At 67.9% G+C, this 25,537-nt stretch carries 23 protein-coding genes and 1 riboswitch; of the genes, 12 read left to right on the forward strand and 11 right to left on the reverse strand.

The window, feature by feature from the left end:
- Positions 1-38 precede the first annotated feature (38 nt).
- From C5O27_RS19050 to C5O27_RS19065, 3 genes are all read left to right on the forward strand, one after another.
- Positions 39-1,202, forward strand: a complete 1,164-nt coding sequence (locus C5O27_RS19050) for a cytochrome P450 (RefSeq protein ID WP_127963393.1) — start codon at positions 39-41, stop codon at positions 1,200-1,202.
- Positions 1,203-1,766: 564 nt separating this feature from the next.
- Positions 1,767-3,305 (forward strand): APC family permease, encoded by a 1,539-nt coding sequence (locus C5O27_RS19060; protein ID WP_127963394.1) that lies wholly within the window; start codon positions 1,767-1,769, stop codon positions 3,303-3,305.
- Positions 3,295-4,212 carry a universal stress protein gene (locus tag C5O27_RS19065; RefSeq protein WP_127963395.1) on the forward strand — a complete coding sequence of 306 codons (918 nt, stop codon included), beginning with the start codon at positions 3,295-3,297 and terminating at the stop codon, positions 4,210-4,212. Before C5O27_RS19060 ends, C5O27_RS19065 begins: the two co-directional genes overlap by 11 nt.
- Positions 4,213-4,237: 25 nt before the next feature.
- Here C5O27_RS19065 and C5O27_RS19070 read toward each other — a convergent pair whose 3' ends face one another.
- Together C5O27_RS19070 and C5O27_RS19075 are read right to left on the reverse strand one after the other, a co-directional pair.
- Entirely contained in the window at positions 4,238-5,668 is a 1,431-nt protein-coding gene (locus C5O27_RS19070; protein WP_127963396.1) for an NAD(P)/FAD-dependent oxidoreductase, read from the reverse strand.
- Complete coding sequence (locus C5O27_RS19075) at positions 5,665-7,164, reverse strand: gamma-aminobutyraldehyde dehydrogenase (protein WP_127963397.1); 1,500 nt, start codon at positions 7,162-7,164, stop codon at positions 5,665-5,667. The genes C5O27_RS19070 and C5O27_RS19075 overlap by 4 nt, the downstream gene beginning before the upstream one ends.
- A gap of 110 nt (positions 7,165-7,274) precedes the next feature.
- Here C5O27_RS19075 and C5O27_RS19080 point away from each other — a divergent pair, with 110 nt between their 5' ends.
- The 3 genes from C5O27_RS19080 (at position 7,275) to C5O27_RS19090 (ending at position 10,529) form a co-directional block, all read left to right on the forward strand.
- On the forward strand, positions 7,275-7,739 hold the full coding sequence (locus C5O27_RS19080; protein WP_035750597.1) for an Lrp/AsnC family transcriptional regulator: 465 nt from the start codon (positions 7,275-7,277) through the stop codon (positions 7,737-7,739).
- Between the two features lie 16 nt (positions 7,740-7,755).
- Positions 7,756-9,147: an aspartate aminotransferase family protein gene (locus C5O27_RS19085; RefSeq protein ID WP_035750595.1), complete on the forward strand. Its 1,392-nt coding sequence runs from the start codon at positions 7,756-7,758 to the stop codon at positions 9,145-9,147.
- Positions 9,148-9,224: 77 nt separating this feature from the next.
- Positions 9,225-10,529: a D-alanyl-D-alanine carboxypeptidase family protein gene (locus C5O27_RS19090; RefSeq protein ID WP_127963398.1), complete on the forward strand. Its 1,305-nt coding sequence runs from the start codon at positions 9,225-9,227 to the stop codon at positions 10,527-10,529.
- A gap of 20 nt (positions 10,530-10,549) precedes the next feature.
- On the opposite strand, the gene C5O27_RS19095 is transcribed toward C5O27_RS19090, so the two are convergent.
- Genes C5O27_RS19095 through C5O27_RS19105 form a run of 3 tightly spaced genes read right to left on the reverse strand, consistent with a single transcriptional unit; the run spans position 10,550 to position 13,585 of the window.
- Positions 10,550-11,614: a YhjD/YihY/BrkB family envelope integrity protein gene (locus C5O27_RS19095; protein ID WP_127963399.1), complete on the reverse strand. Its 1,065-nt coding sequence runs from the start codon at positions 11,612-11,614 to the stop codon at positions 10,550-10,552.
- Positions 11,615-11,665: 51 nt separating this feature from the next.
- Positions 11,666-12,700, reverse strand: a complete 1,035-nt coding sequence (gene trpS, locus C5O27_RS19100) for a tryptophan--tRNA ligase (RefSeq protein WP_127963400.1) — start codon at positions 12,698-12,700, stop codon at positions 11,666-11,668.
- Between the two features lie 48 nt (positions 12,701-12,748).
- Positions 12,749-13,585, reverse strand: a complete 837-nt coding sequence (locus tag C5O27_RS19105; protein ID WP_127963401.1) for an exodeoxyribonuclease III — start codon at positions 13,583-13,585, stop codon at positions 12,749-12,751.
- A gap of 168 nt (positions 13,586-13,753) precedes the next feature.
- Between C5O27_RS19105 and C5O27_RS19110 the strand changes: the two genes are divergently transcribed.
- Both C5O27_RS19110 and bfr read left to right on the forward strand, forming a co-directional pair.
- The gene (locus C5O27_RS19110) at positions 13,754-13,936 is read left to right on the forward strand and encodes a (2Fe-2S)-binding protein (RefSeq protein ID WP_006359176.1); all 183 of its coding nucleotides are present in this window, start codon (positions 13,754-13,756) and stop codon (positions 13,934-13,936) included.
- A 107-nt stretch (positions 13,937-14,043) separates the two neighbouring features.
- Positions 14,044-14,529 (forward strand): bacterioferritin, encoded by a 486-nt coding sequence (bfr, locus tag C5O27_RS19115; protein WP_035750583.1) that lies wholly within the window; start codon positions 14,044-14,046, stop codon positions 14,527-14,529.
- 10 nt (positions 14,530-14,539) lie between these two features.
- Here bfr and C5O27_RS19120 read toward each other — a convergent pair whose 3' ends face one another.
- Positions 14,540-15,814 (reverse strand): MFS transporter, encoded by a 1,275-nt coding sequence (locus tag C5O27_RS19120; protein ID WP_042376719.1) that lies wholly within the window; start codon positions 15,812-15,814, stop codon positions 14,540-14,542.
- Between the two features lie 89 nt (positions 15,815-15,903).
- Positions 15,904-17,808, reverse strand: a complete 1,905-nt coding sequence (locus tag C5O27_RS19125; protein WP_042376717.1) for a cutinase family protein — start codon at positions 17,806-17,808, stop codon at positions 15,904-15,906.
- A gap of 271 nt (positions 17,809-18,079) precedes the next feature.
- Positions 18,080-18,201, forward strand: a riboswitch (SAM riboswitch).
- A gap of 63 nt (positions 18,202-18,264) precedes the next feature.
- Between C5O27_RS19125 and C5O27_RS19130 the strand changes: the two genes are divergently transcribed.
- On the forward strand, positions 18,265-19,587 hold the full coding sequence (locus tag C5O27_RS19130) for a bifunctional o-acetylhomoserine/o-acetylserine sulfhydrylase (protein ID WP_127963402.1): 1,323 nt from the start codon (positions 18,265-18,267) through the stop codon (positions 19,585-19,587).
- A 16-nt stretch (positions 19,588-19,603) separates the two neighbouring features.
- Positions 19,604-20,758 carry a homoserine O-acetyltransferase MetX gene (gene metX, locus C5O27_RS19135; RefSeq protein WP_006359171.1) on the forward strand — a complete coding sequence of 385 codons (1,155 nt, stop codon included), beginning with the start codon at positions 19,604-19,606 and terminating at the stop codon, positions 20,756-20,758.
- A gap of 41 nt (positions 20,759-20,799) precedes the next feature.
- On the opposite strand, the gene C5O27_RS19140 is transcribed toward metX, so the two are convergent.
- From C5O27_RS19140 to C5O27_RS19150, 3 genes are all read right to left on the reverse strand, one after another.
- Positions 20,800-22,329, reverse strand: a complete 1,530-nt coding sequence (locus tag C5O27_RS19140) for an Hsp70 family protein (protein ID WP_035750896.1) — start codon at positions 22,327-22,329, stop codon at positions 20,800-20,802.
- Positions 22,330-22,492: 163 nt separating this feature from the next.
- Positions 22,493-22,726, reverse strand: a complete 234-nt coding sequence (locus C5O27_RS19145; RefSeq protein ID WP_210735478.1) for a DUF3017 domain-containing protein — start codon at positions 22,724-22,726, stop codon at positions 22,493-22,495.
- Positions 22,727-22,893: 167 nt separating this feature from the next.
- A complete protein-coding gene (locus C5O27_RS19150; protein ID WP_208651396.1) occupies positions 22,894-23,799 on the reverse strand; it encodes a bifunctional methylenetetrahydrofolate dehydrogenase/methenyltetrahydrofolate cyclohydrolase in 906 nt (301 codons plus the stop codon).
- Between the two features lie 55 nt (positions 23,800-23,854).
- On the opposite strand from C5O27_RS19150, the gene C5O27_RS19155 reads away from it, so the two are divergent.
- Positions 23,855-24,793 carry a serine/threonine dehydratase gene (locus C5O27_RS19155; protein WP_127963404.1) on the forward strand — a complete coding sequence of 313 codons (939 nt, stop codon included), beginning with the start codon at positions 23,855-23,857 and terminating at the stop codon, positions 24,791-24,793.
- Positions 24,794-24,839: 46 nt separating this feature from the next.
- Positions 24,840-25,304, forward strand: a complete 465-nt coding sequence (locus C5O27_RS19160) for a tRNA (cytidine(34)-2'-O)-methyltransferase (protein ID WP_006359166.1) — start codon at positions 24,840-24,842, stop codon at positions 25,302-25,304.
- Here C5O27_RS19160 and C5O27_RS19165 read toward each other — a convergent pair.
- Positions 25,301-25,528: a DUF167 domain-containing protein gene (locus C5O27_RS19165; RefSeq protein WP_006359165.1), complete on the reverse strand. Its 228-nt coding sequence runs from the start codon at positions 25,526-25,528 to the stop codon at positions 25,301-25,303. The two genes, C5O27_RS19160 and C5O27_RS19165, sit on opposite strands and share 4 nt — an antisense overlap.
- Positions 25,529-25,537 lie beyond the last annotated feature (9 nt).

Genomic DNA, 25,537 nt, shown 5'->3' on the forward strand with positions numbered 1-25,537 from the left:
CCGTTGTCCCGGCCGCGCCCGTCGGCGACGCTGGGGACATGCTCGCACTCGACGACCCCGCCTTCCTGTCGCGCTTCCACACCGGGTTCCCGGTACAGCAGATCGGCGACTCCCCGTTCTTCGCCGTCGGCTCCTGGGATCTCATCGCCGATGTGGTGCGACGACCCGAGGACTTCTCGTCGAACCTGACCGCCACGATGGTCTGCCACGACGACGGATCGGTGTCGGAGTTCCCGGTCGCCGGACTCGGCGATGCGATGCACGTCCTGGCCACCGCCGACGGCCCGCGCCACCGACTCCATCGGTCGCTGGTCATGCCGTCGCTGACACCCGCGCGCATCCGGGCACTGGAACCCTACGTCGCCGAGGTCGTGGACACCGCCTGGTCCGAGGGCCTCGACGAGGACACGATCGATTGGACGACCGCTGTGGCACAACGCGTCCCGATAACCGTGGTCACCGAGCTCCTCGGTCTCCCCCACGAGGACATCGACGATCTCGCCCACTGGGCGGGTGCTACCAACGTGCTGATCGACGGTGTGATCACCCCCGGCCAACTCACCACCGCGACCACCGCGGTCGCCGAACTCACCGCCTATCTCGGCGACGCGCTGGACTCGGCGCTACGGAACGAACGGGAGGGCACGCCGGGACGAGGGGTCCTCGCCGACATCGCGTCGGCCGTGGCCCGGGCCGACCTGGACCGTCCGGCGGCGGTGATGATTCTCCTGCAACTCGTCGCGGCGGGGTCCGACTCCACTGTCAGCCTCCTGACCAACGCGGTCCGGATCCTGGCGCGACACCCCGAGGTCGCCGCACGGTTGCGCCACGCGCCCGACCTCATCCCGGCCTTCGTCGAGGAGGCCCTGCGCCTGGAATCCCCGTTCCGGGGCCACTTCCGGCACGTCGTCGCCGACACCACGCTGGGTGACGCCCGCCTCCCGGCCGGCTCGCACATCTATCTCATGTGGCGCGTGGGCAACCGAGATCCCGAGCACTTCGACGCCGCGCCGGCCATCGACCTCGACCGTGCGACCGCGCGGTCCGGACACGGCTCGCACCTGGCGTTCGGCAAGGGACTGCACCTGTGCGTGGGAGCCGGCCTGGCCCGCCTGCAGGGCCGCCTGGCGATCGCCCGGTTACTCGGCGCCGCAACGGATTTCCGGCAGACCGCGACCCGCGAACTGACACTCGTCCGATGACCCGGGGAACCGATCGGCACCCGGCTGCGTCCAAGAAGGACCCAGTCACCCCGCCGAACGGAGCGCCGTCGTGGTCCGAATCCTGTACCTCCGCCTACTCCTCACCCTCCTGACCGGCACCGCCCTGTGTCTGGCGGTGTTCTCACCCGCCACGGCGGCACCGGCCCCCGCCCCCGAGCCCCAACGGATCACGATCACCCTGACCTCGGACCGGCAGCACAACGGCGCCGCCGTATGGTTCGACGCAGCCGCCCGTCTCCGCACCCAGACCCACGTCCCGCTCACGCACCAGGACGGACACACGAGGTTGTGGTCGGCATCCCTGGTGTACACGAGACATTCGCCGGGCGAACCACTCGACGCGCTATTCCAGTCCGGCGGAAGATTTTCCAGATGTCAGATCTGGGTTGAGTCCGAACTCGTCGCCGAGGACTCCGCCCGCGGACACGAACCGACGAGCAGGTGCCGAGCGCGCAATTGAGCCGGGTTTCGTACTTGCAGGGAGGAATCGGGAGCAGAATCGTACTCTGTCTTTCGTCGTGAACATGTGAGCGGAGAACCAGCATGGCGGAGCGCATCGAGACCGAGGCGGTCGGAGGCGGCGGCGAGGCCGGCCTCGTGGGCGATCCCGGCAACAAGGGCCTGCGACTCGGTTCGATCGGGCTGATGGGCAACGTCATCATCGGCTTGTCCGCCGTCGCACCGGCTTACAGCCTCGCCGCCACCCTCGGCTACGTGGTCGACAGCGTCCACGACAAGGCCCCGGCGATGTTCGTCCTCGCCTTCATCCCGATGTTGCTCGTCGCCTTCGCCTATCGCGAACTGTCCCGCGACACCCCGGACTGCGGCACGACGTTCACTTGGGGCACAAAGGCTTTCGGTCCGTGGATCGGCTGGATCGGCGGGTGGGGCCTCGCCGTGTCGGCGATCATCGTGCTCGCCAACGTCTCCGAGATCGCCGCGCTGTACCTGTTCAAGTTCCTCGGCCTCCACGGCCTCGCCGACAGCCTGCTCGCGAAGATCCTGCTCGGCAGCTTCTTCATCATCGCCATGACGTGGATCAGCATCCGCGGCATCGTCATCAGCGAACGCATACAGGCCATCCTGATGTTCGTCCAGTTCGCCGTGCTCATCATCGCGAGCGTGATCGCGCTGGTGAAGGTCGGCACCGGCCGGGCCGGCGACCAGGCGATCACACCGGAGTGGTCCTGGTTGTGGCCCAGTGGTCTCGACCAGTCGCAGATCGCTGCGGCGGTCATCCTGTGCATCTTCATCTACTGGGGCTGGGATGCGTGCCTGGCGATCAGCGAGGAGACCAAGGACCCCGACAAGACCCCGGGCCGAGCCGCCCTTCTCACGTGCGTGATCCTGGTCGCCACCTACGTGTTGGTCGCCTACGCGATCCAGTCGTTCGCCGGGTTCGGCGACACCGGGATCGGACTGGGGAACGACGCGAACGACGAGGACGTCCTGACGATCCTGGGCGAGCCGGTTGCCGGCGCGATCATGTCGTCGGCACTGCTGCTGACGGTCTGCGTCTCCGCGCTGTCCTCGACCCAGTCCACGATCCTGCCCACCGCACGCGGCAGCCTGTCGATGGCCGTCTACAAGGCACTGCCCGAGAAGTTCGCCTCGATCCACCCGCGCTACATGACCCCCGCCTTCGGCACCGGCGTCATGGGTGCCGCGGCCCTCACCTTCTACCTGGTCCTGTCACTGCTCAGCCAGGACACCCTCGCCGACTCCATCTCCTCCCTCGGACTGGCGGTCGCCTTCTACTACGGGATCACCGCCTTCGCCTGCGTGTGGTACTTCCGTTCGACCCTGTTCGCCTCCGCACGGAACTTCTTCCTGCGCGGCCTCTTCCCGTTCCTCGGCGGCCTCGCAATGGCGGCGGCCTTCATCCGCTCGGCGATCGACATGATCTCGCCGGACTACGGCGCCACCTCGGTCGGCGGGATCGGTGGCGTCTTCGTCCTCGGCGTGGGCATGCTGGTTCTCGGAATCCCGCTGATGCTCGCCTGTTTCGCCCACAACAGCGACTTCTTCCGGGGCAAGACACTGACCGCGACCACCGAGGTGAAGGTTCCCGATGTCTACTGAGACCGCCGCGACCCGACCCGACCCGGAGACGCCCGACGACCCGACCGCTCCCCGGCTCACGGTCGGATATCTCGCGACCCCCTCGGGCGCCGACGGTGTCGTGCTGGCCGTGGCGCTCGCGCGCGTGACCGGCGCGGCCATCGATCTCGTGTGTGTGGTCCGCCCGACGCCCTACGACGGCCAGCCCGGACTCGCCCAGTACCAGCAGCGCATCGAGGCACAGGCCGCCGACTGGCTCCGCGAGGGTGCCGCGCTGATCCCGCCGGGCTTCTCCTATCGCACCGTCGTCACGGTCAACGAGTCCTTCGCCGACGGTCTCGCCTCCCACGCGGTCGCCACCGGGGCCAGGATGATCGTCGTCGGCGGCACGGGCGACGGGCTGCTGAGTCGGCACACGCTCGGCACCATCAGCAACGAACTCGTCCACTCCTCGCCGGTTCCGGTCGCGTTGGCGCCGCGCGGATATGCGGATCGGGTCGACGCGGTCCTCGACATGGTGACCGTTGCCGTCCCGGTCAAACCCGGCACCGACAATCCCCTCCCGTTCGCCGAGAAACTCGCCGAACGCGCGAAGCTCGACCTCCGGCTGCTGTCGCTGGTCTCCCTCGAATCCCCCTTCGACGACGACTCGTCGAGAGATGTGCGAACCGCGCAGATCACCGTCGCGCGTGAACTCCTCGAGAAGACTCGCGCCGAGGTGAACTCCGAGCTCGAGGTCGACGTCGTCGTCGCCGACGGTGCGACGCTCGACGAGGCGCTGGCCAATCTCCCCTGGGACGCCAACGACATCGTCGCCATCGGCTCCGGCCACCTCGGATCGCCGAACCGGGTCTTCCTCGGCAGCACCGCTTCTCGCATCCTCCGGTGGACGACGGCACCGGTTATCGTGGTCCCCAAGAGCGGCTGACCGGTCGCGCCCACGGGCAACGGCGTCAGCTGTCGAAACCCAGCCCGATCTTGTCCAGCAACGCGAGCCATGCTCCGCGGCGTCCGTTGCGGCGCTCGCTGCGCGCCATCTGCTGGCGGGTCAACGTGATACCCGCCCAGCGGACCGGTTCCGGCGGGAACGGTAAGGGCTTGCGGCGCACCATTTCCAGGGCGGTGCGTTCCGTCCGCAGACCGTCGACGAGGTCGAGGGCGGCCGCGGCCGCGAAATGCGAGGCGCCGACGCCGAGTCCGGTGAAGCCCACCGCCGTCACCACGCGCCCGCCGTGGGAGGTGTCCCAGAAGGCGCAGAACCGCGAGCAGGTGTCGATCACCCCGCCCCACGTGTGCGTCGCGGTGATCCCCTCGAGCTGCGGAAACACCTGCAGCAGATGCTCACCGAGCAGCGCCCATTCGGCGGGCCGGCGGGCGCGGCGGGGGTCGTCGTCGGACCCGAAGTGATATGGCGCATCCCAGCCACCGAACAGCATCCGGTTGTCGGCGGTGAGCCGGAAGTAGTGAAACCGTGGACCACTGTCGGCGAGTCCCTCTCGCCCGGTCCAGCCCAGGGAGGCGAGCTGTTCGTCGGACAACGGTTCGGTCATCAGCGCGTAGTCCCACACCGGGACCGTGTAGAGCCGCAGCCTACGGACCAGGGATCGGCTCACCGACGTCGCGACCACGACCCGGTCGGCGCGTATCTGCCCGAAATCCGTTCGGGCGCACACCTCGTCACCCGCCGGCCCCGAGGTCAGGGCCAACACCTCAGTGTTCTCGAAGATCCGCACGCCGAGTCGTTCGGCTGCATCGGCGAGGCCGAACGCGAGTTTGGCGGGGTCGATGATCAGAACATTCGGGTCGTAGAGAGCGCCGCGGACCATCGGTGAGTTGACGCGTTCCCGGGCCGCGGATGTGTCGAGCAGGACGAGATCCTCGCCGAGTGCCTGCCCGGCGGCCGCGGTCTCGGCGAGGTCGTCGAACTGCCAGTCGGTGGTCGCGAGGTCGAGTTCCCCGGTGCGCTCGACGTCGGCGTCGATGCCCAGACGTGTCAACGTGTCCTGGATGGCGTCGAGTGTCTCGCGACCCATGCGCAGCAGCGTGGGCATCTCGTCGGGGAACCGCTGCAACCCGTTACCGAGTCCGTGCGTGAGGCTGGCGGCACAGAAGCCGCCGTTGCGTCCGGAAGCATGTTCGGCGATGCGGTCACGTTCGACGAGCACGATCGATCGGGACGGATTCCGTTCCGCGGCCTGCACCGCCGCCCACAGGCCGGTGAAGCCGCCGCCGATCACCAGCAGATCGGCACCGGTCTCGCCGACGAGTCGGGGCCGGGGTTCGGGACGCAGGTCGCGGTCGAGCCAGTAGGGGCGGGCCGCGGCCTGCGCGACCATCTCGACGCCCCGGTCGGTCGGCCGCGAGGCCCACGTCCGGCCGGTCACGCCGTCGGGCCGTCCAGGCTGAAGATCGTTCGGTGCCATTCCTTTTCGGCGACGCCGTGGATGTCACTCATGACGTGCTTGACGAGCAGGTACTCGTCGAGGGAGTAGGTCGACATGTCCTTGCCGAAGCCGGAGGCGCCGTATCCGCCGTGCGGCATCTCGCTGATGATCGGGATGTGGTCGTTGATCCAGACACAGCCGGCGTGGATCTCGCGCGAAGCCCGTTGTGCGCGATACACATCGCGCGTCCACGCCGACGCCGCGAGGCCGTACGGGGTGTCGTTGGCGCGACGGATCGCATCGTCGTCGTCGGTGAAGCGGCTGACCGCGAGCACCGGCCCGAACACCTCGTCGCGGTAGATCTCCGAATCCTCGGCCACGTCGGCGACGAGAGTCGGCGGGTAGAAGGCGCCCGGCCCGTCGGGGACGGTACCGCCGATGACCACGCGCGCTCCCGCTGCCCGTGCACGGTCCACCATCCCGGCCACCTTCTCGCGGTGGCGTCGGGAGATGAGGGAGCCGAGATCGGTTGCCGGATCGGTGGGATCACCGATGACGACCCGCGACATCAGGTCGGCGACGCCGTCGACGAAGTCGTCGTAGAGCGCGGGCGCGACGATCGCGCGGGTGGCCGCGGTGCAGTCCTGACCACCGTTGATGATCGAGCCCGCGACCGCACCATGGATCGCGGCCTGCAGGTCGGCGTCGTCGAAGACGACGAACGGCGCCTTGCCGCCGAGTTCGAGCTGGATGCGGGCGCCGGTGGTGGCGGCCTGTGCCATCACCTGCCGGCCGACCGCGGTCGAACCGGTGAAGGTCACCATGTCGACGCCGGGATGCCCGGCGAGATGGGCGCCGGCTTCCGGACCGGTGCCGACGACGATGTTGAGGACACCGTCGGGCAGTCCGGCCTCGGTGGCGATGCGGGCCATCGTGAGGGTGGTCAGCGGCGTGATCTCGGCGGGCTTCAGCACCACCGCGCAGCCGGCGGCCAGTGCCGGGATGACCTTCCAGACCGCCATCTGCAGCGGATAGTTCCAGGGCGTGATGGTGCCGACGACTCCGACCGGTTCCCGGCGGATCGACGAGGTGTGGTCCCCCGAGTACTCCGCGCTCGCCTTGCCGTCGAGATTGCGTGCGACGCCGGCGAAGAACTCGACGTTGTCGATCGATCCGGGGATGTCGAAATCGGTCGCGAGCCGGACCGGCTTACCGGTGTGGGCGACCTCTTCGGCGATCAACACGTCGGACTCCGCGTCGAGCGCCCTGGCCAACGCGAGCAGAACTCCCGCCCGTTCGGCCGGGGTCGCACGACCCCAGGACGGCTGTGCGGCGCGGGCACCGGCCACCGCGGCGTCTACGTCGCCGCGACCTGCGAGTTTCACGGTCCCGACCGGCTCATCCGTGGCAGGATTGACCACGATGTGATCGGTACCGGTCGAGTGATGGGGCTTTCCGTCGATCCAGCCGGACGGAATGCTGGTTGGTGAGGACATACCCCCAGATCCTACCGCCGCCGTTGCGGATTCACGTGTCGAAATCCGGTTTCATTGCGGTTTCAGTCGTGCGTGTTGCGGTTCGCTACGGAACGCGTCACGATCATGGGGTGGCCGACCCTGCATCCACACAGTTGGACGCAACCGCGAAGAAGATCATCGAACTCCTGCAGGCCGATGGTCGGAGCAGCTATGCCTCCATCGGTAAGGCGGTCGGCCTGTCCGAGGCCGCCGTCCGCAACCGGGTCCAGAAGCTCAGCGAGAGCGGACTCCTGCAGATCGTCGCGGTCACCGATCCCCTCAAGCTCGGGTTCGCCCGGCAGGCGATGATCGGAATCCGCTGTGTCGGCGACACGCAGGCCCTCGCGCAGCACCTCGCCGAACACTCCGAGATCGACTACGTCCTGCTGACCGCGGGATCGTTCGACATCCTGATCGAGGTCGTCTGCGAGAACGACGACCATCTCCTGGAGATCCTGAACAAGAAGGTGCGCGTGCACCCGGAGGTCGTCGGCACCGAGACCCTCGTCTACCTCAAACTCGTCAAACAGCAATACAACTGGGGAACCCGATGACCGACTGGAAGTCACGATGACACTGACCGCACCCTCGACACCGCCCAACTCCGCCCGGTCGCTCGGCGAGCGCAGCGCGGCGCACCTCTGGGGACACTTCGCCCGGCACGGCGACGCCATCACACCGCCGGTGATCACCCGCGGCGAGGGCATGCGCATCTTCGACGACCGGGGACGCAGCTACCTCGACGCGCTCGCCGGACTCTTCGTCGTGCAGGTGGGTCACGGTCGCGAGGAACTGGCCGAGGCCGCCGCCAAGCAGGCGAAAGAACTCGCTTTCTTCCCGCTGTGGTCGTATGCGACTCCCCCGGCCATCGAACTCGCCGAACGTCTCGCCGCCCATGCACCCGGCGACCTCAACCGCGTCTTCTTCACCACGGGTGGCGGCGAGGCCGTCGAGAGCGCCTGGAAGCTGGCCAAGCAGTACTTCAAGCTCGTCGGGAAACCCGGTAAGCACAAGGTGATCTCGCGTGCGGTCGCCTACCACGGCACCCCGCAGGGTGCCCTCGCCATCACCGGCGTGCCGGCACTCAAGGAAGCCTTCGAGCCGTTGACGCCCGGAGCTTTCCGCGTGCCGAACACCAACATCTATCGAGCCGCCGACGACCTGTCCGGCGACCCGAAGAAGTTCGGACGCTGGGCCGCCGACCGCATCGCCGAGGCGATCGAGTTCGAGGGCCCCGACACGGTGGCGGCAGTCTTCCTCGAGCCCGTCCAGAACGCCGGCGGCTGCTTCCCGCCGCCGCCCGGCTACTTCGAGCGAGTCCGCGAGATCTGCGACGAATACGACGTTCTCCTCGTTTCCGACGAGGTGATCTGCGCGTTCGGCCGCATCGGATCGATGTTCGCGTGCGACGACTTCGGCTACGTTCCCGACATCATCACCTGCGCCAAGGGCATGACGTCGGGCTACTCCCCGATCGGTGCGATGATCGCCAGCGACCGTCTCTTCGAACCGTTCCGCGACGGCACCACGACGTTTGCCCACGGTTACACCTTCGGCGGGCACCCGGTATCGGCTGCGGTCGCGCTGGCCAACCTCGACATCTTCGAGCGTGAAGGGCTCAACGACCACGTCAAGACCCAGGCACCCGCGTTCCGGGCGACCCTCGAGAAGCTGCACGACCTTCCCATCGTCGGCGACGTGCGCGGCGAGGGCTTCTTCTACGGGATCGAACTCGTGAAGGACAAGGCCACGAAGGAAACGTTCACGGCGTCCGAGTCCGAGCGCATCCTGCGCGGATTCCTCTCCACGGCACTGTTCGACGCCGGGCTCTACTGCCGCGCCGACGACCGCGGCGACCCCGTCGTCCAGCTCGCTCCGCCGCTGATCGCGGGTCAGGCCGAGTTCGACGAGATCGAACAGATCCTGCGGTCGGTGCTGGACCGGGCGTACTCGCTGCTGTAGATCGCGCGGCCGAACGTCGGACACGGCCGCATCGCACGTCGGCGAGCCTGCGCGGTTCCGCTGGTAACGTGCGATCGGTGACCTCGGGGTGGACTCGCCGGACCTCATCGGCGCTAGTCGCCGCCCTGCTCGGGCTGCTTCTGTGCGTGATCGCCGCAGGTCCGGCCGGTGTCGGACGGGCCGGCGCCGTTCCCGTCCCGACGGGTGCACCGCCGGCCTTCACGACGCCCGTCACCGATCACTGTCCGCACAGGATCGGCACCCCACCGGCCGTCGACGAGTCCGAGGTCGTCGCACCCGGTTCGACACCCCCGTCCTCACTGCCGGTCCCCACACCGGCGATCGGGGGCGAGGACCTCTCGTATTGCGGCGTCGTCGCCGACCCCGCCGCCGGCCCGCTTCCCGCTCGGCTGACGGCGGCCGGGTGGCTGATCGCCGACCTCGACTCCGGCAACGTCATCGCGGCCAAGGATCCCCACGGGCGGTACCGGCCCGCATCGACGATCAAGGTGCTGCTCGCGCTCATCGTTCTCGACGAACTCGATCTCGACGCGACTGTCGTCCCGACCGCGGAGGACTGGAGCACCGAGGGCGACTCGTGCGGAATGGGGCCCGGCGGCCGGTACACCGTCCGCGACCTGCTGACCGGACTGCTCATGGTGTCGGGCAACGACTGCGCCAACGCGCTCGCCCGGGAGCTCGGCGGTGTGGAGACCACGCTGGAGAAGATGAACGCACGCGCCCGCGAGCTGGGCGCCTCCGACACCCGCGCGGCCAGCCCGTCGGGTCTCGACGCCGCCGGAATGTCCTCCTCGCCGTATGATCTCGCCCTGATCTACCGGGAAGCGATGGCACAGGGGACCTTCCGTGAGTTGATCGCCAAGCCCACGTTTCGGTTCCCCGGATACCCCCGCCGACCCGACGTTCCCGGCGCCAAGGACCATCCGCCGTACGACATGTACAGCAGCAACCGCCTTCTGGTGGACGGCTACCCGGGCATGCTCGGCGGCAAGACCGGGTACACCGACGATGCACGGAAGACCTTCGTCGGCGCGGCAGAGCGCGACGGACGACGCATCCTCGTCGTCCAGATGTACGGGCTGTCGGTCGAGGGCGACATGTACTGGGATCAGGCGCGGGAGATGTTCGAGTACGGATTCCGGGCCGGGCCGGAGATCACCGTCGGACGTCTCGTCGAATCGTCCGGTGAGGCGGCCGAATCCACCGCACCGCGCGCCGCGTCGTCGGCGGACTCCCACCTCGCGAGCACCGGTTCCGACGCCGCCTCCCCCATCTCGGTCCGCATCCTCATCGGACTCCTCGCAGCCCTCGCCGCCGTGGTCCTGTTGCTGCTGGGATTGAGGCTCTTCGGGCGTAGGTGACGGATCAGATCCGTTCCCACTCAGCGCGCTCGACTCGACAACCATCCGATCAGCACGCTGATCCCCGCACCAACGCCCGCGGCGGCTGCGAGTGCCGCGGGCCGTGGCGTCGGGTTCACCTCGACCGTCGGCGAGATCACCACAGGCCGACGCAGTTCCGCGTCCGGGTCCTCCTCGACCTGGAACCCGGCGTTCGCCGGGTCGGTCGCACACCAGGCGGCGGCGTAGAGCACGATGCGTGACGCGAGGTAGGCGAACACCATGACACCGAGGATCGGGCCGAAGGCCACACCGGCGGGGCTGCTCAACACCGACTGAAGGTAGAGCCCGCCGACCGTCTTGACGATCTCGAAAGCGACCGCGGTGATCAGACCAGCTTTCAGGGTGTTGCGGAATGGCAACTGCACCAAGGGAAGCCGCGCCATGATGAATGTGAACAACGCCCAGGTGGCAAGGATCGAAACCGCGATGGACACCAGTCGGACGAGGACCGGCGCCCACGACGCATCGTCGAGGCCGACCCATCCGAGCACGGTCCGCGTGAGACCCGAATTTCCCAGGGCGGTAAGGGCCATCGTCACTGCGAACGCGACACCGAGTCCGGCGAAGGTCACCAGGTCCCAGACCTTCGACATCACCGCGTTGCGTTGCACCCGGCCGCCCCACATCTCGGTCATGCCGGTGCGTACACCGGAGATCCAGCCGATGCCGGTGAACGCGGCACCGAGCAGACCGACCACACCCACCGTGGTGCGGGAGTCGATGGCCGAGGTGATGATGTCGGATACCTGGTCGCCGAGCTGGCCCGGCATCTTCTCGACGACGGCGTCCTGGATGTTCTGCAACAACTCGGGCTGCCGGGCCAGCACGAAGCCGGCCACCGCGAACGCGACCATGATGATCGGGACGAGCGCGAGGATGCCGTTGAAGCTGATGCTCGCGGCATACAGGTTGCCGCGACGGTCGTTGTAGCGATCGACCGTCCGGAGAAGATGGTCGAGCCACGCCCAGCGTTCGCGCCGGTCCTCGTAGATCGACTTCGCCCGGGTGACGAGCGACTTCCCCGAATCGACCACCGAACTCACCGCACGCCTCCTCGTCGGGTCGCCGAGGGCGCCGGACTCTCGCAGACCGTGTCAGCGCCTCGGTGACAGGAAACCCACCTTGTCATAGACCGACTCCAGGGTCGCCGAGGCCACCGAACGGGCGCGCTCCGCGCCACGCGCGAGGATCACGTCGAGCTGGGCGGGGTCGTTCATGTACTCGGTGACGCGGCCGCGTAGCGGCGTGACGAACTCGGCGAGGACGTCGGCGGTCTCGACCTTCAGATCGCCGTATCCCTTGCCCTGGTACTTGTCGACGAGGACGTCCACCGGGGTGCCGCTCAACGCCGACTGGATGGTCAGCAGGTTGCTGACACCGGGCTTGTTCTCCGGGTCGAAGCGGATCTCGGTCTCGGTGTCGGTCACCGCGGAACGAATCTTCTTGGCGGACTTCTTCGGCTCGTCGAGCAGATTGATGAGGCCCTTGTCGGTCTCGGCCGACTTGCTCATCTTCGCGGTCGGGTTCTGGAGGTCGTAGATCTTGGCGAACTCCTTGACGATGTACGCCTGCGGGACCTTGAGAACCTTGCCGAACCGAGAGTTGAAGCGCTGCGCGAGATCGCGGGTGAGTTCGAGGTGCTGACGCTGGTCCTCACCCACCGGAACCTGATCCACCTGGAACGCGAGGATGTCCGCGGCCATCAGGATCGGATAGGTGAACAGCCCGACGCCCGCGGCGTCGACGCCCTGCTTGGCCGACTTGTCCTTGAACTGCGTCATCCGGCTCGCCTCACCGAAACCGGTGATGCACGACAGCACCCACGTCAGCTCGGCGATCTCCGGGATGTGCGACTGGACGTAGATCGTGGAGCGCTCGGGGTCGACGCCGACGGCCAGCAGCTGAGCTACCGACAGTCGCGTGCGCTCGGCAAGGGTCTTCGGATCGAACGACGCCGTGATCGCGTGCATGTCGGGGATGAAGTAGAAGGCCTCGAAGTCGTCCTGCAGGGCCACCCACTGGCGAACCGCACCAAGGTAGTTGCCGAGGTGGAAGGAATCGCTGGTGGGCTGGATTCCCGACAGTACGCGGGGGCGGGCGGCGCCGGATGCGGAGACGTCAGAACTCATCGGTCCATTTTCGCAGACCCGCAAAGCCCTTTTCCGCCGGTGCCCGCATCACTCGTAGACGACGGTGACCGGCGCGTGATCCGACCAGCGCAGGTCGTAGGCGGCTGCCCGATCCACTGTCGCCTTCACCGCACGCTCGGCGAGCGAACGGTTGGTGAGTTGGTAGTCGATCCGCCATCCGGAGTCGTTGTCGAACGCCTTGCCGCGCCACGACCACCATGAATATGGACCGCTCTCGCCGGGATAGAGCTCGCGGGTGACGTCGTGCCACCCGGCTTCGAGGAGGCCACCCACCCACGCGCGCTCGTGCGGCAGGAAGCCCGGGCTCTTGAGGTTGCCCTTCCAGTTCTTGATGTCCTCCTCGGCGTGGGCGATGTTCCAGTCGCCGCCGACGACGACGTGGCGGCGACGGCGGACGAGCCGGCCGAGGTGCGCGCCGAACTCGTCGAGGAACCTCATCTTCTCCTCGTACTTGACGACGTCCTTCTCGGCATCGGTGAACGCCGCACCCTTCGGCAGGTACAGACTGGCCGCGGTCACCGGCCCGAGGTCGGAGTCGAGGTCGACCTCGAGGTAGCGGCCGAGGTCGTCGAATTCCGCACTGCCGAAGCCGAAGCGGACGGCGGCCGGCTCGGTACGGGTCAGCACGCCGACACCGGCATGTCCCTTCACCGACGACTCGCTCATCGTGAGATGCCAGCCGGCGTCGAGCGCAGGAGCCAGGGCGTCCCGGGCGAGGTCCTCGCTCGCCCGCACCTCCTGCAGCAGCACGACGTCGAGCGACGAGTCCTCCAACCAGGGCAGGAAGCCGCGGTTGGTCTCGGAACGATGTTTGACCGCCGCGCGGATTCCGTTGACGTTGACCGTGGAGATGGAGAGTGGCACGGGGCCACATCCTACGGATGCGGTCCGACAGACCAACGCCCGCAAGCCTTCTTCGCGGACGGTTCCCGACGTCTCGGATTGAGACGAAAAAGAGGTAAGGCAACCCTTGTGCATCCCGGGAGAGATATGTAAGCATTACCTAATCCAGGCACTACGTTAGGTCCGAAGATGTTCGTTTGTATTTGCCGCGCTGTCACCGTCGACGAGGTCCACGAGCACTGCGATGCCGGTGCCTACACCATCGACGACATCAGCGACCGCTGCGGCGCGGGCGAGGGCTGCGGAACCTGCCTGGAGAAACTCGACAGCATCCTGAGCGAAAGGCTGGCCACCTCGACGAGCGCTGCATGACCTGACTTCAGACAACTCCAGCAACAACCTCGCCCGAGTACGCGCGTGGGGCGTTTTGCCGTGTTAGCTTCATCACTACGATTGTCCGGCTAACGGGAGGCTGTCATATGCGTGGCGACGACGAGGTCATTGCACTGCTCAACGAGCAGCTCACGAGCGAGCTCACCGCGATCAACCAGTACTTCCTCCACGCGAAGATGCAGGAGAGCTGGGGTCTCACGGAGATCGCGGCCAAGACGCGCGCCGAGTCCATCGAGGAGATGACGCACGCCGAGATCCTCACCGACCGCATCCTCTTCCTCGACGCGCTGCCCAACTACCAGCGTCTGCTGCCGCTGCGCATCGGTCAGTCCATCCGCGAACAGTTCGAGTCGGACATGGCGATCGAGGTCGAGGTCGTCGAACGACTGCGCCCGGGCGTCGCGATGTGCCGCGAGAAGGGCGACATCACCAGCGCGAACCTCCTCGAGAAGATCCTCGCCGAGGAGGAAGAGCACATCGACTACCTCGAAACCCAGCTCGAGCTGATCAACAAGATCGGCGAACCGCTCTACCTGTCGAAGACGATGGCGACGCCGCCGACCAACGGCTGACGTTCCGCGCTCAGGCGGGGACCGGGCGGCGACGCGCCGTCATGAACGCGACGACAGCGACCGCGATGCCGCCGACAGCGAGGACCGCGCCGATCACCGCCGGTGACAAGAATCCCCATCCGGCACCGACGACCACGCCTCCGAGGAACGCGCCCGCGGCATTGGCGATGTTGAGCGCCGAGTGATTGAGGGCGGCGGCCAACGTCTGGGCGTCGGCCGCGACGTCCATCAGACGTGTCTGTAGCGCGGGGATCATCGTCGTTCCGGTCAGCGCGACGAGGTACGTGAGTATCAGTGCCGCCCACGCATTCTCGGCGAGTACGGCGAAGGCGGCGAGCGCCACCGCACTGGTGGACAATCCGGCGAGGATCGCGGTCGAGACGTTGCGGTCGGCCGCCCAGCCGCCGACGAAGTTGCCGGTCACCATGCCCAGGCCGTACAGCATCAGGGCGATCGGCACGATCGAGACCGGCAGCCCCGTCACCGAGGTGAGAGCCGAGTTCAGGTACGTGTAGAAGGCGAACATCCCGCCGAAGCCGACGACACCGATCACCAGCGTGAACCACACCTGAGATCGCCGAAGCGCGCCGAGTTCGGTCAGCGGGTCGGTGATCGTCATGCCGGACAGGCTCGGGAGCACACGGACCAGTGACACGACGGTCGCGATGCCGATGGCGACGACGATCGCGAACGCGGTGCGCCACCCGAACGTCTCCCCCAGCCAGGCCGCCGCCGGTACGCCGACGACGTTCGCGACCGAGAGACCGAGCATCACCTGCCCGACCGCCTTGGCGCGATGACGCGGACCGGCGAGGTGCGCGGCGACCAGTGCCGCGACGCCGAAGTACGCACCGTGCGGAAGACCGGCGACGAACCGCGCCACGAGAAGGAGTCCGTACGACGGCGCCAGGACCGTGGCGAGGTTGCCGATCGTGAACGCCACCATCAGGGCGATCAGGAGCACCCGCCGCGACATCCGCGCGGTGAGCGCCGCGATCAGCGGAGCGCCCACCACCACGCCGAGTGCGTAGGCCGAGATGACGTGACCGGCGGTGGGCTCGGAGACGCCGAGGGAACCGGCGATGTTCGGTAGCAGACCCATCGCGACGAACTCGGTGGTTCCGATACCGAAACCGCCGAGGGCGAGCGCGAGGATGGTCAGCCTGCGGGCTCTGCTCGAGATCCCCGAGGAGGGGCGCTCTGCGACGTCCGACGTCGCGTCGTCGAGCACGTCGATGGCGAGGTCGTCCGGTGCACCGGTGGTCGTCGTGGGGGCTTCAGGCACGCCTCATGCCAACCGGCCCTCCGACACCACCATTCCCCGACGGCCGGTGAGTTCGTTCACACAGCGAACGACCAGTCGTTGTACAGCGCCTACTCCGAGCCGGAATCACCGCCGGAAGAACTGTCCGAACCGCCACCGCTGCCGTCGGAGCTGCTGGAATCCGAGCCACTGCCACCGGAGTCCGACTTTGAACCTCCGCTACTGCTGTCGCCGCGGCCGGAAGCGCTCGAATCCGAGCCCCCGGAGCCCGAGCCGCTGTCGGAACCGCTCGAATCCGAACCACCCGAATCCGGGGCCCCGGAGTCGGTGCTGCCGGAATCGTCGGTGTCGCTGTCAGGACCACCCGCACCCGAGGCGCCGTCATCCGACGACGGCCCGGCCGACGAGTCGGTCTCCGACCGCGTGACGCCCGGGTCGGTGCCTCCGGTCGACGAGTCGGTCCCGTCTCCACCACCGGCCGGGGTGTTGTCGTGGTCGGTGACCGGCGCCGAGGTGTCCGTGCCCGCAGACGGGTCGCCGATCGACTGACCGTCGGCCACCTCGGTGACCGCGGGCGAACCGCTACCGCTGCCCGACGCCTCGACTTCTGGAGCCGTGGTCTCGGGATCGTCGTCGACCGTGGCGACGAACCGGGCCAGCGCCACCGATGCCGAGGAGTCATCGTCGGCCGGCAGTGCAAGGGTGTTCGGCTGCGAGGTGATCGACGGTCCGACGATCGCGCCCGCCCAGTACCGCACGAAGTTCACCGGCAGCAGCACGATGCTGCGCACGCTGTCCGCGAGAGCAGTCACACCGCGCATGAGTCGTGCCGGGGACAGACTGACGATGCCCTGCAGGATGTCCTCGAACACGAAGAGGTCGGGCAGGTAGGCGCCGTAACCGAGTTGCGGCAGCGGGGGCAGGAAACCCTGGACCAGCCGCACGACGGGTTGCAGATTGGCCAGCGTGATGCCGAGCGGCAGGCCGATCGTCGGACGGCCGGACAGGAAGTCGCCGATCTCGCCGGTGTACCCGATGTCCTTCGCCCAGCCCTGGACCAGCTCGGCGAACGCCGACTTGGCCCCCACCATGCAGACCGTCCCGGACGGGGTCCCCGTGCCGCTGCACGAGACCGGCCGCGTATCCCACTGCGACGCGGGGTCGCGGTACATCGCCCACGGGTAGAGGAAGTGCTTCGTCTGGTATCCGAGGATGCCGTCGATGGCACCGATGGGGTCGTACAGCGGGTCCGGCAGGTCGCAGATGGGGTCGCCGTCGATGCACACCGAGACCACACGATCGGAGACCGTCCCGAATCCCGCGTCCGCACCGTTTGCGCCGCGCGGGCCCGACATCGTCAGACCGGGGATCACACCGATCAGCGACAGCTCGATACCTCGCCCGGTCTTGTCGCCGGCTCGCCGCGGATCGGAGTACAGCTCGCCGCTGATGACGTCCGGGTCGATGGTCACCATGACCGGGTTGCCCTCGTCGTCGAGGATCGGCTCGCCGTTCTCGTCGATCGCGGCGACCTCGCCGACCGTGCCGTTCCCGATCTCGGACAGCACGTCGCCGGCGACGCGGGCGCCCTGCGAATAGCCCGCCACGACGACGGGCTTGCCCTGACACTGTGACTGATAACCGGCAATCGCCGACTTGGTTGCCGCGGTCCCCTGCGCGACACTCGAGTCATAACCCGTCGCTCCCAGGGGCCACAGGGTCGTCGGATAGTCGGCGTAGATGACCTTGTAGGCGCCCTCGCCGGCGTACGGGGAGTTCGGGTCGGGGCTGTTGTCGGGTCCGAGCCCGGTGTAGCGCTGTTTGACGCCGACGAGGTGCTGCCCCTCCGGGTCGTTGGTGCCGCCCACGATGACGACCGCACCCGCGCCACACGAGTCCGCTTTCGCTTCCGGGACACCGCCGACCAAGCCGAAAGATGCGGCCACCGCCACGCCGGTCGCGGTTGCGATCAGAAACGACGTCCGACGCGACCTGAGATGCTTCATTGCCTTCATGAGGCCCACTCCTCACCACACCCGGACACGCTTCAGGGATGAAGAGGCGTCTTCACCGGGGTTGACCGGAACTCTAAAGGGAGAAAGCGAACCTGACAGGACGCTGAGAAATGCTAACGATTCTGAACAGGTGATTCACGCTTTCATCCGCCGATTTCACCCGCTCGGAGGACACGTCCACTACACGGTTCGGGCGGCTGACGAGGACTTCGATTCGGCGTGACCGGGAGGGTTCTCTGGCACTCACATCCGTGTTATATCCTTGTCGCCAGGTCATGAGTATCAGCGACAAGCCCCGGCTTGCTGATCGGCAACCCTCCAACCGCGGTGGGGTGCTCCGGGTGATGACCGGGTTGTGGGATCGCGGAAGCGAAGCCCCGGCAAGCGCGGGTCCGAAGGTCGGACCCCAACAGGGTCGAGTTTGGCCCTGCCGACCGTAGAAAGTGATCAACAGTCATGTCTGATGCCAACGAAGGCACCAATCTAGCCGACACGTGGAGCTTCGAGACCAAGCAGATCCACGTAGGCCAGGCCGCCGACGCAACCACGAACGCCCGGGCGCTGCCGATCTACCAGACCACCTCCTACGTCTTCAACGACACGCAGCACGCGGCGAACCTCTTCGGTCTCGCGGAGCCGGGCAACATCTACACCCGCATCATGAACCCGACCCAGGACGCGGTCGAGCAGCGGATCGCGGCCCTGGAGGGTGGCGTCGCGGCCCTGCTCGTGTCGTCGGGTCAGGCTGCCGAGACCTACTCGATCCTGAACATCGTCGAAACCGGCGGTCACGTGGTGTCGAGCCCGCGTCTGTACGGCGGCACCTACAACCTCTTCCACTACACCCTGCCGAAGCTGGGCATCGAGGTGAGCTTCGTCGAGGATCCCCAGGATCCCGCGTCGTGGCAGGCGGCCATCAAGGACAACACCCGAGCGCTGTACGGCGAGTCGATCTCCAACCCCAACAACGAGATCCTCGACATCAAGGGCATCTCCGAGGTCGCACACCGCAACGGCCTGCCGCTGATCATCGACAACACCGTCGCCACCCCGTACCTGATCAACCCGCTGGCCCACGGCGCCGACGTCGTCGTCCACTCGGCCACCAAGTACATCGGCGGACACGGCACCGCGATCGGCGGCGTGATCGTCGACGGCGGCACCTTCGACTGGCGCGTCCAGCGTGACGGTGAAGACCTGTTCCCCGGCTTCACCACCCCGGACCCGAGCTACCACGGTGCGGTGTTCGCCGACCTCGGCGCCCCGGCCTTCGCGCTCAAGGCCCGCGTCCAGTGGCTGCGCGACACCGGTGCCGCCATCGCACCGTTCAACGCCTTCCTGCTCGCCCAGGGCCTCGAGACCCTGAGCTTGCGCATCGAGCGCCACGTCGCCAACGCGCAGAAGGTCGCGAAGTTCCTCGAGGGTCACGCGCAGGTCGAGTCCGTCGCCTACGCCGGCCTCGAGTCCTCGCCGTGGTACCAGCGCGGCCAGGAACTCGCCCCCAAGGGCCAGGGTGCGATCATCGCCTTCGAGATCAACGGCGGTGTGGACGCGGGCAAGAAGTTCGTCGACGCCCTGAGCCTGCACAGCCATGTGGCGAACATCGGCGACGTCCGTTCGCTGGTCATCCATCCGGCCTCGACCACCCACAGCCAGCTGACCCCCGAGGAGCAGCTCGCCGCGGGTGTCACCCCGGGCCTGGTGCGCCTGGCCGTGGGCATCGAGGGAATCGACGACATCCTGGCGGATCTCGAACAGGGCTTCGCAGCCGCCAAATAGGACAGGTGAGGCAGTTTTGTCGGTGAGTATCGACCTGAACGCGCAAGCGTCTGATCAGCCCGACTGGGAATCGGTCCCGGACGGGAAGCTCGTCGGCATGAGCATCGGCTCGCTGCCTCTCGACAGCGGTGAACGGATCGACAACGTCACCCTGGCGTTCCAGCGCTGGGGGACGTTGTCGCCGTCCCGCGACAACGTCATCCTCACCCTGCACGCACTCACCGGCGACTCCCATGTCACCGGTCCCGCCGACGCCGAGCACGAGACACCCGGCTGGTGGGACGGCCTCATCGGCCCGGGCCAGGCCATCGACACCGACGAGTGGTGCGTCATCTCGGCCAACGTGCTCGGTGGGTGCAAGGGATCGACCGGTCCCGGGTCTCTCGCCTCCGACGGTCGGCCCTGGGGATCACGCTTCCCGCAGATCACCGTGCTCGACCAGGTCCGCGCCGAGGTCGCGCTCCTCGACCGCCTCGGAATCCGCAGCGTCGGAGCCGTTCTCGGCGGATCGATGGGCGGGGCCCGCGCACTCGAATGGGCCATCGAATACCCGGAGCGCGTTCGCAGCGCACTGGTGCTGGCCGTCGGTGCCCGCGCCACCGCCGACCAGATCGGCATCCAGACCACTCAGATCGCCGCCATCAAGTCCGACCCGGCCTGGCACGGCGGCAACTACCACGGAACCGGCCAGACGCCGCTGACCGGGATGGGCATCGCCCGTCAGATCGCGCATCTGTCGTACCGCAGCGAGCCCGAACTCGACGAGCGCTTCGCCAACGAACCGCAGGGCGACGAGCAGCCGCTGCTCGGCGGCCGGTACGCCGTCCAGAGCTACCTCGAGCACCAGGCGTCGAAGCTGATGCAGCGCTTCGATCCAGGCAGCTACGTGGTGCTCACCGAGGTCCTCAACCATCACGACGTCGGCCGCAACCGCGGCGGCGTGCAGAAGGCGCTCAACGAGTGCAAGGTCCCGGTCATCGTCGGCGGAATTGACTCGGATCGCCTGTATCCGTTGCGGTTACAGGCCGAGCTCGCCGAAGAACTGGGCAACTGTGTCGGCGGTTTGCAGGTCGTGCGCTCCGACACCGGACACGACGGCTTCCTCACCGAATTCGACGCCATCAGCGACCTGCTCAAGCGCACGGTCGAGCTCGCTCGCCGCGACGCCTGACTTTTCGGGATCCTCCCCGGTCTGAAACCGGCCGTCTGCGCTCAGCGCGGGACTGGTACCGGGGTGCTCGACGACGCCGGTGGTGCCGTCCGCACGGCTCCGGATTCCGGCGTCTCTTCGCGAGGCGATGACCCCGACGACCGATTGGGTACCGATCTGTTCGGTGTCGGCGTCAGCGGCGGCGGAGCCGGCGTGGTGTTCCGCGGCCGGATCTCCTTGGGCAACAGCGTCGGCGGGATCGGGGGTGTCGAGCCCGGCGCGAACGGCAGCGTCGGCCACGGGAACGGCGACAACGTGCGTGTGCTCGTCCCGGTCGACGGCGCGGTCGGCGGCAATTCGGTGGTGGCCCAGCCCGGCTGCTGGTTCCACGCCGGCGGCTCAACCGGTTGCAGCGGTTGGGTGGGCTGCTCGTAGGTCTGCTCGACCGGCTGGTCCGGGATCTGCGTCACCGGGGCCGAGGTGGTCGTCGGCGCCGGCTCGGAGCTCTGCTCGCTCGTCGTGGCGGCGGCGGGGACGCTACTCACCGTCGACGACGGCTCGGTGATCTGACGTTCGGCGAACGACGAGCTGACCGCATAGACGGTGATCAGGGCCGCGGCGATGATCGCGCCCGCAACCGCGAGCGGTGTGGCCGACAGCCACTCGCGCTGCCGTTGTCCGCCGATGAAGGCGAGGCGGGTTGTGCCCGAATAGGTTTCGCCGGCCAGGAGAGCCGCACCAGTCGCCGCGACCAGTTCCGGGGTCGACGGGCAGACCGTGTCGAAGTCGTGGCCGCGGGCCAGGTCGCGGACCGCAGGGAGATTGGCGAGACCGCCGACGAAGACCACCGCATCGGGGTCGACTCCGCGGGCGGACGCTTCGGCGACGTATCGGTCGAACACCTCGCGCGCCTCGCGGACCATCGGCGCCACCGCGTCTGCCACATGGGATTCGGTCAGCGCGACCCGCCCGGCACCGCCCGGGAGTGCCACCGAGGGACCGCCGGACCCCGAATGTCCGTAGGAGATCTCTTCTTTCGCCGTCCGGCAGGCGCTGAGCAACTCGCTGCGACCGGCGCGGCTGCGCGCAGCGTCCCCGAGCGACGGATTGTCGGCGGTGAGGTTCGCGGCGATGGCACGGTCGAGACGACGTCCGCTGAGGACCGTCGAGCGTTCGACCCCCGTGATCCGGCGACTGCGCGGATCGACGGTGTAGATCGACATGCCGGTGTCGCCGCAGTCGACGACGACGGCGGTGGAGAATCGATCGATCTCGCCGGTGTCGGCGAGGTAGGCGACCACGGCCTCGTCCTCGCCGACCAACCGGATCTGGCGACGGGGGCCGCTCCCCCGCGATCGCAGGTGGCGTCGTTGAGCGGCGGTCCGGGCAGCCACTCCGATCGGACCCACCCGGGCGCCCGCCTCGCGGGCGGCGCCGAGCATGACGTCGATGCCGGCGTTGACGCGGCCCGCACCGTCGAGACCGTCGGTCGGGTCGACGTCGATGACGCGGGAATCCACCACGCTGCGGCCGAGATCGTCACGCGTCAGCAGGACGTAGTGGATCATGCCGGCGCCTGCCGACACGCCCATCGACGTCGCTTCGTTCACATGGTCATCGGTCGGTGTTGCGGTGATACGTACTCCAGCGGTCGGTGCGTCTGCCCCAGCGTCGTACTCGGTGCGGCTCGGCAGAGAGTTGCCTGGTCAGGCGCGACCACTCGTTCTGAAGGTCACGCTCAGGTCTCTATTGTAATCAATCCGTGCCCAGAGAGTCGATCGATGTGGCGAGCCAGAGCATCACACCGCCGACCGTCGCCATCACCGATACGTCGAACAATTTCCCTCTGACCTGCAGCAATCCCGCCTGAGACGACGGGATGAACGCACGGAGCAGCGCTCCGACGAGAAGCGCCGCACCGAACACGAAGGATCCGCGTCGCCATCGGTCGAACATCACGAGCAGGGCAGCCGCCAGGACACCCAGCATGACCAGCAGGTACGGGATCTGAACGAGAACCGCACGCACCCCCCGCACCGGCTCGGGCCCGGGCTCGGCATCGTGATGTCCGTCACCCGAGGCCGGCGGCCGCAACCGATTCGGATCCGACGAGGGCAGATCCGCTCCGGTGGGACCGACGCGCGGCTCGTCCGGGCTCACGCCGTGCCGCCGCCCTCAACCCCGGCGACGGCGCCGGCATCGGCCTGCTGGGCGGCGAGCTGCTGCTCGGCCCGTTCGACGACGTTGACGAGCAGGAACGCGCGCGTCAGCGGTCCGACGCCGCCGGGGTTCGGCGAGACGTGTCCGGCGACCTCCCACACGTCGGGATGGACGTCGCCGACCAGGCCCTCGTCGGTCCGGCTGACGCCCACGTCGATGACCGCGGCACCCGGCTTCACCATGTCCTTGGTGATCAGATGCGGCACGCCGGCGGCCGCGACGACGATGTCGGCGCGCTCGACCTCCGACCGGAGATCCGCGGTGCCGGTGTGGCAGAGGGTGACCGTGGCGTTCTCGCTGCGGCGCGTCAGCAGCAGACCGATAGGCCGGCCGATGGTGACACCGCGACCCACGACGGTGACGCGGGCACCGGCGATCGGGACGTCATAACGACGAAGGAGGTGGATGACGCCGCGCGGTGTACACGGCAGCGTCGACTCCTTGCCGAGTACGAGTCGCCCGAGGTTGATGGGGTGGAGTCCGTCGGCGTCCTTGAGCGGGTCGATCCGCTCGAGCGCCGCGTTCTCGTCGAGGTGCTTGGGCAGCGGCAGCTGCACGATGTATCCGGTGCAGGCCGGGTCGGCGTTGAGTTCGTCGATCGCGGCGTTGAGCTGCTCGGTGGTCGTGTCGGCCGGGAGGTCCTTGCGGATGGAGGCCACCCCGATGCGGGCGCAGTCCGAGTGCTTGCCTTTCACATAGGACTGCGAGCCCGGGTCGTCGCCCACGAGCACGGTGCCCAGACCGGGGGTGATGCCCTCCTCGCGCAGTGTGTTCACCCGTTCGGTGAGATCTGCGAAGATCTCGTCGCGCGTGGTCTTGCCGTCCAGTCGTATCGCGGTCACGCCCGACATTCTTCCATCCACGGCGACTCTGCTGTGAGCCACTACTGTCTGTGCCGTGAGAGCAACACGGGCCGACGTCGACCTCGCTGCGGCAACCATCTCCCCGCTCGTGCGGCGGACACCGACGCTGCGCACCGCCATCGAGTCCGTCGACGGCCCCCGGGACGTCGTCTTCAAACTCGAATACCTCCAGCTCGGCGGCTGTTTCAAGGTGCGGGGCAGCCTGTGGGCGACGCTGCACGCACGCGCGGAGGGAACACTGACCGACGCCGGGGTTCTCGTCGCATCGGGAGGCAACGCCGCGATCGGCGCCGCCTGGGCCGCACGGATCGCCGGCGTGCCGTGCACCGTCGTGATCCCGGAAACCGCGCCCGAGGTCAAGGTCCAGACGTTGCGAACCCTGGGTGCGCAGGTGCACCTCGTCGGGCTGCGCTATCAGGACGCCGCCGACGCCGCCGTCGAACTCGCCGCCACCACCGGCGCGCTCCCGCTGCATGCCTACGACCTGCCCGACATCGTCGCGGGTGCGGGCACGATCGGCCTCGAGGTGACCGAGGACATCCCCGGTCCGCTCACCACCGTGGTCTGTGTCGGTGGCGGTGGCCTCATCGCGGGCCTCGCGGCGACCCTGCGTCCGGGCGACCGTCTCGTGGGTGCCGAACCCCTCGGGGCGTCATGTCTTCACCAGGCGCGGGCAGCGGGGTCGCCGGTCCCGGTCGAACTCGAGAGCGTCGCCGCCGACTCCCTCGGCGCCACCCGCGTCGGTGACATCTGCTGGGAGACCGCCGCGCAGCACCCCGGCGTCGACAGCGTGCTGGTGACCGACGACCAGCTCATCGCCGCGCGGCGGATGCTGTGGGACTCGCACCGCATCCTCGTCGAACACGGCACCGCTGCCGCCGTCGCCGCGGTGACCATCGGAGCGGTTCGGCCGGAACCGGATTCGACGCTGTGCATCGTGCTGTGCGGGGCAAACACGGGCTCCGACCTGTAGCGGCGCCGTCATCGACGCCGAGCCGTGCGACTACGCTGGGCACATCATGTTCCGGATCATGTTCTATCAACCCTGCATCCCGCCGAACACCGGAAACGCGATCCGGCTGGCCGCCAACACCGGGTGCGAACTGCACCTCATCGAACCGTTGGGGTTCTCGATGTCCGACGCCCAGGTCAAGCGGGCGGGGCTGGACTATCACGAAATGGCCAATGTAACCGTGCATCCCAACCTGGTGACGGCGTGGACCACGCTGAAGCCCGAGCGGGTGTTCGCGTTCACCGCACACGCAGAGCGCTATCACACCGATGTCGACTACCGGCCCGGCGATGTGCTGTTGTTCGGTCCGGAACCCACGGGTCTGCCCGACGAGGTTCTCGCCGAACCCGAGGTCACCGACCGGGTGCGCATCCCGATGCTCGCCGGCCGTCGATCACACAACCTCGCCAACGCGGCGAGCATCGTCGTCTACGAGGCATGGCGGCAGAACGGTTTCGCCGGCGCCGTTTAGTCGACGCGGTACCGCTTGGTGCGGGCGGTGGCCCCGCCGATGAGCGCGACCTTGCTCTTGGGTACGCCGAGATGTGAGGCGAGCAGTTCGGCGACCGCCTTGTTGGCACGACCCTCGGTGGCGGGTTCGCGAACGTAGATGGTGAGGGTTCCGTCGGGGCCGGCTTCCACCAGCGGCCCCTTGCTGCTCTTCGGCTTGACGGTCACCACGACCTGCTGCGACATCGATGTCCC

It is taken from the genome of Gordonia alkanivorans, from assembly GCF_004011905.1.
Classification (GTDB): Bacteria; Actinomycetota; Actinomycetes; order Mycobacteriales; family Mycobacteriaceae; genus Gordonia; species Gordonia alkanivorans.

What these genes read in the sequence shown, in the direction of transcription:
- C5O27_RS19050 (WP_127963393.1), top strand. Translation starts at nt 39, where the DNA reads ATGCTCGCACTCGACGACCCCGCCTTCCTGTCGCGCTTCCACACCGGG.
- C5O27_RS19060 (WP_127963394.1), top strand. Translation starts at nt 1,767, where the DNA reads ATGGCGGAGCGCATCGAGACCGAGGCGGTCGGAGGCGGCGGCGAGGCC.
- C5O27_RS19065 (WP_127963395.1), top strand. Translation starts at nt 3,295, where the DNA reads ATGTCTACTGAGACCGCCGCGACCCGACCCGACCCGGAGACGCCCGAC.
- C5O27_RS19075 (WP_127963397.1), bottom strand. Translation starts at nt 7,164, where the DNA reads ATGTCCTCACCAACCAGCATTCCGTCCGGCTGGATCGACGGAAAGCCC.
- C5O27_RS19085 (WP_035750595.1), top strand. Translation starts at nt 7,756, where the DNA reads ATGACACTGACCGCACCCTCGACACCGCCCAACTCCGCCCGGTCGCTC.
- trpS (WP_127963400.1), bottom strand. Translation starts at nt 12,700, where the DNA reads ATGAGTTCTGACGTCTCCGCATCCGGCGCCGCCCGCCCCCGCGTACTG.
- C5O27_RS19110 (WP_006359176.1), top strand. Translation starts at nt 13,754, where the DNA reads ATGTTCGTTTGTATTTGCCGCGCTGTCACCGTCGACGAGGTCCACGAG.
- bfr (WP_035750583.1), top strand. Translation starts at nt 14,044, where the DNA reads ATGCGTGGCGACGACGAGGTCATTGCACTGCTCAACGAGCAGCTCACG.
- C5O27_RS19125 (WP_042376717.1), bottom strand. Translation starts at nt 17,808, where the DNA reads ATGAAGGCAATGAAGCATCTCAGGTCGCGTCGGACGTCGTTTCTGATC.
- C5O27_RS19130 (WP_127963402.1), top strand. Translation starts at nt 18,265, where the DNA reads ATGTCTGATGCCAACGAAGGCACCAATCTAGCCGACACGTGGAGCTTC.
- C5O27_RS19140 (WP_035750896.1), bottom strand. Translation starts at nt 22,329, where the DNA reads ATGGGCGTGTCGGCAGGCGCCGGCATGATCCACTACGTCCTGCTGACG.
- C5O27_RS19145 (WP_210735478.1), bottom strand. Translation starts at nt 22,726, where the DNA reads ATGCTGGGTGTCCTGGCGGCTGCCCTGCTCGTGATGTTCGACCGATGG.
- C5O27_RS19160 (WP_006359166.1), top strand. Translation starts at nt 24,840, where the DNA reads ATGTTCCGGATCATGTTCTATCAACCCTGCATCCCGCCGAACACCGGA.
- C5O27_RS19165 (WP_006359165.1), bottom strand. Translation starts at nt 25,528, where the DNA reads ATGTCGCAGCAGGTCGTGGTGACCGTCAAGCCGAAGAGCAGCAAGGGG.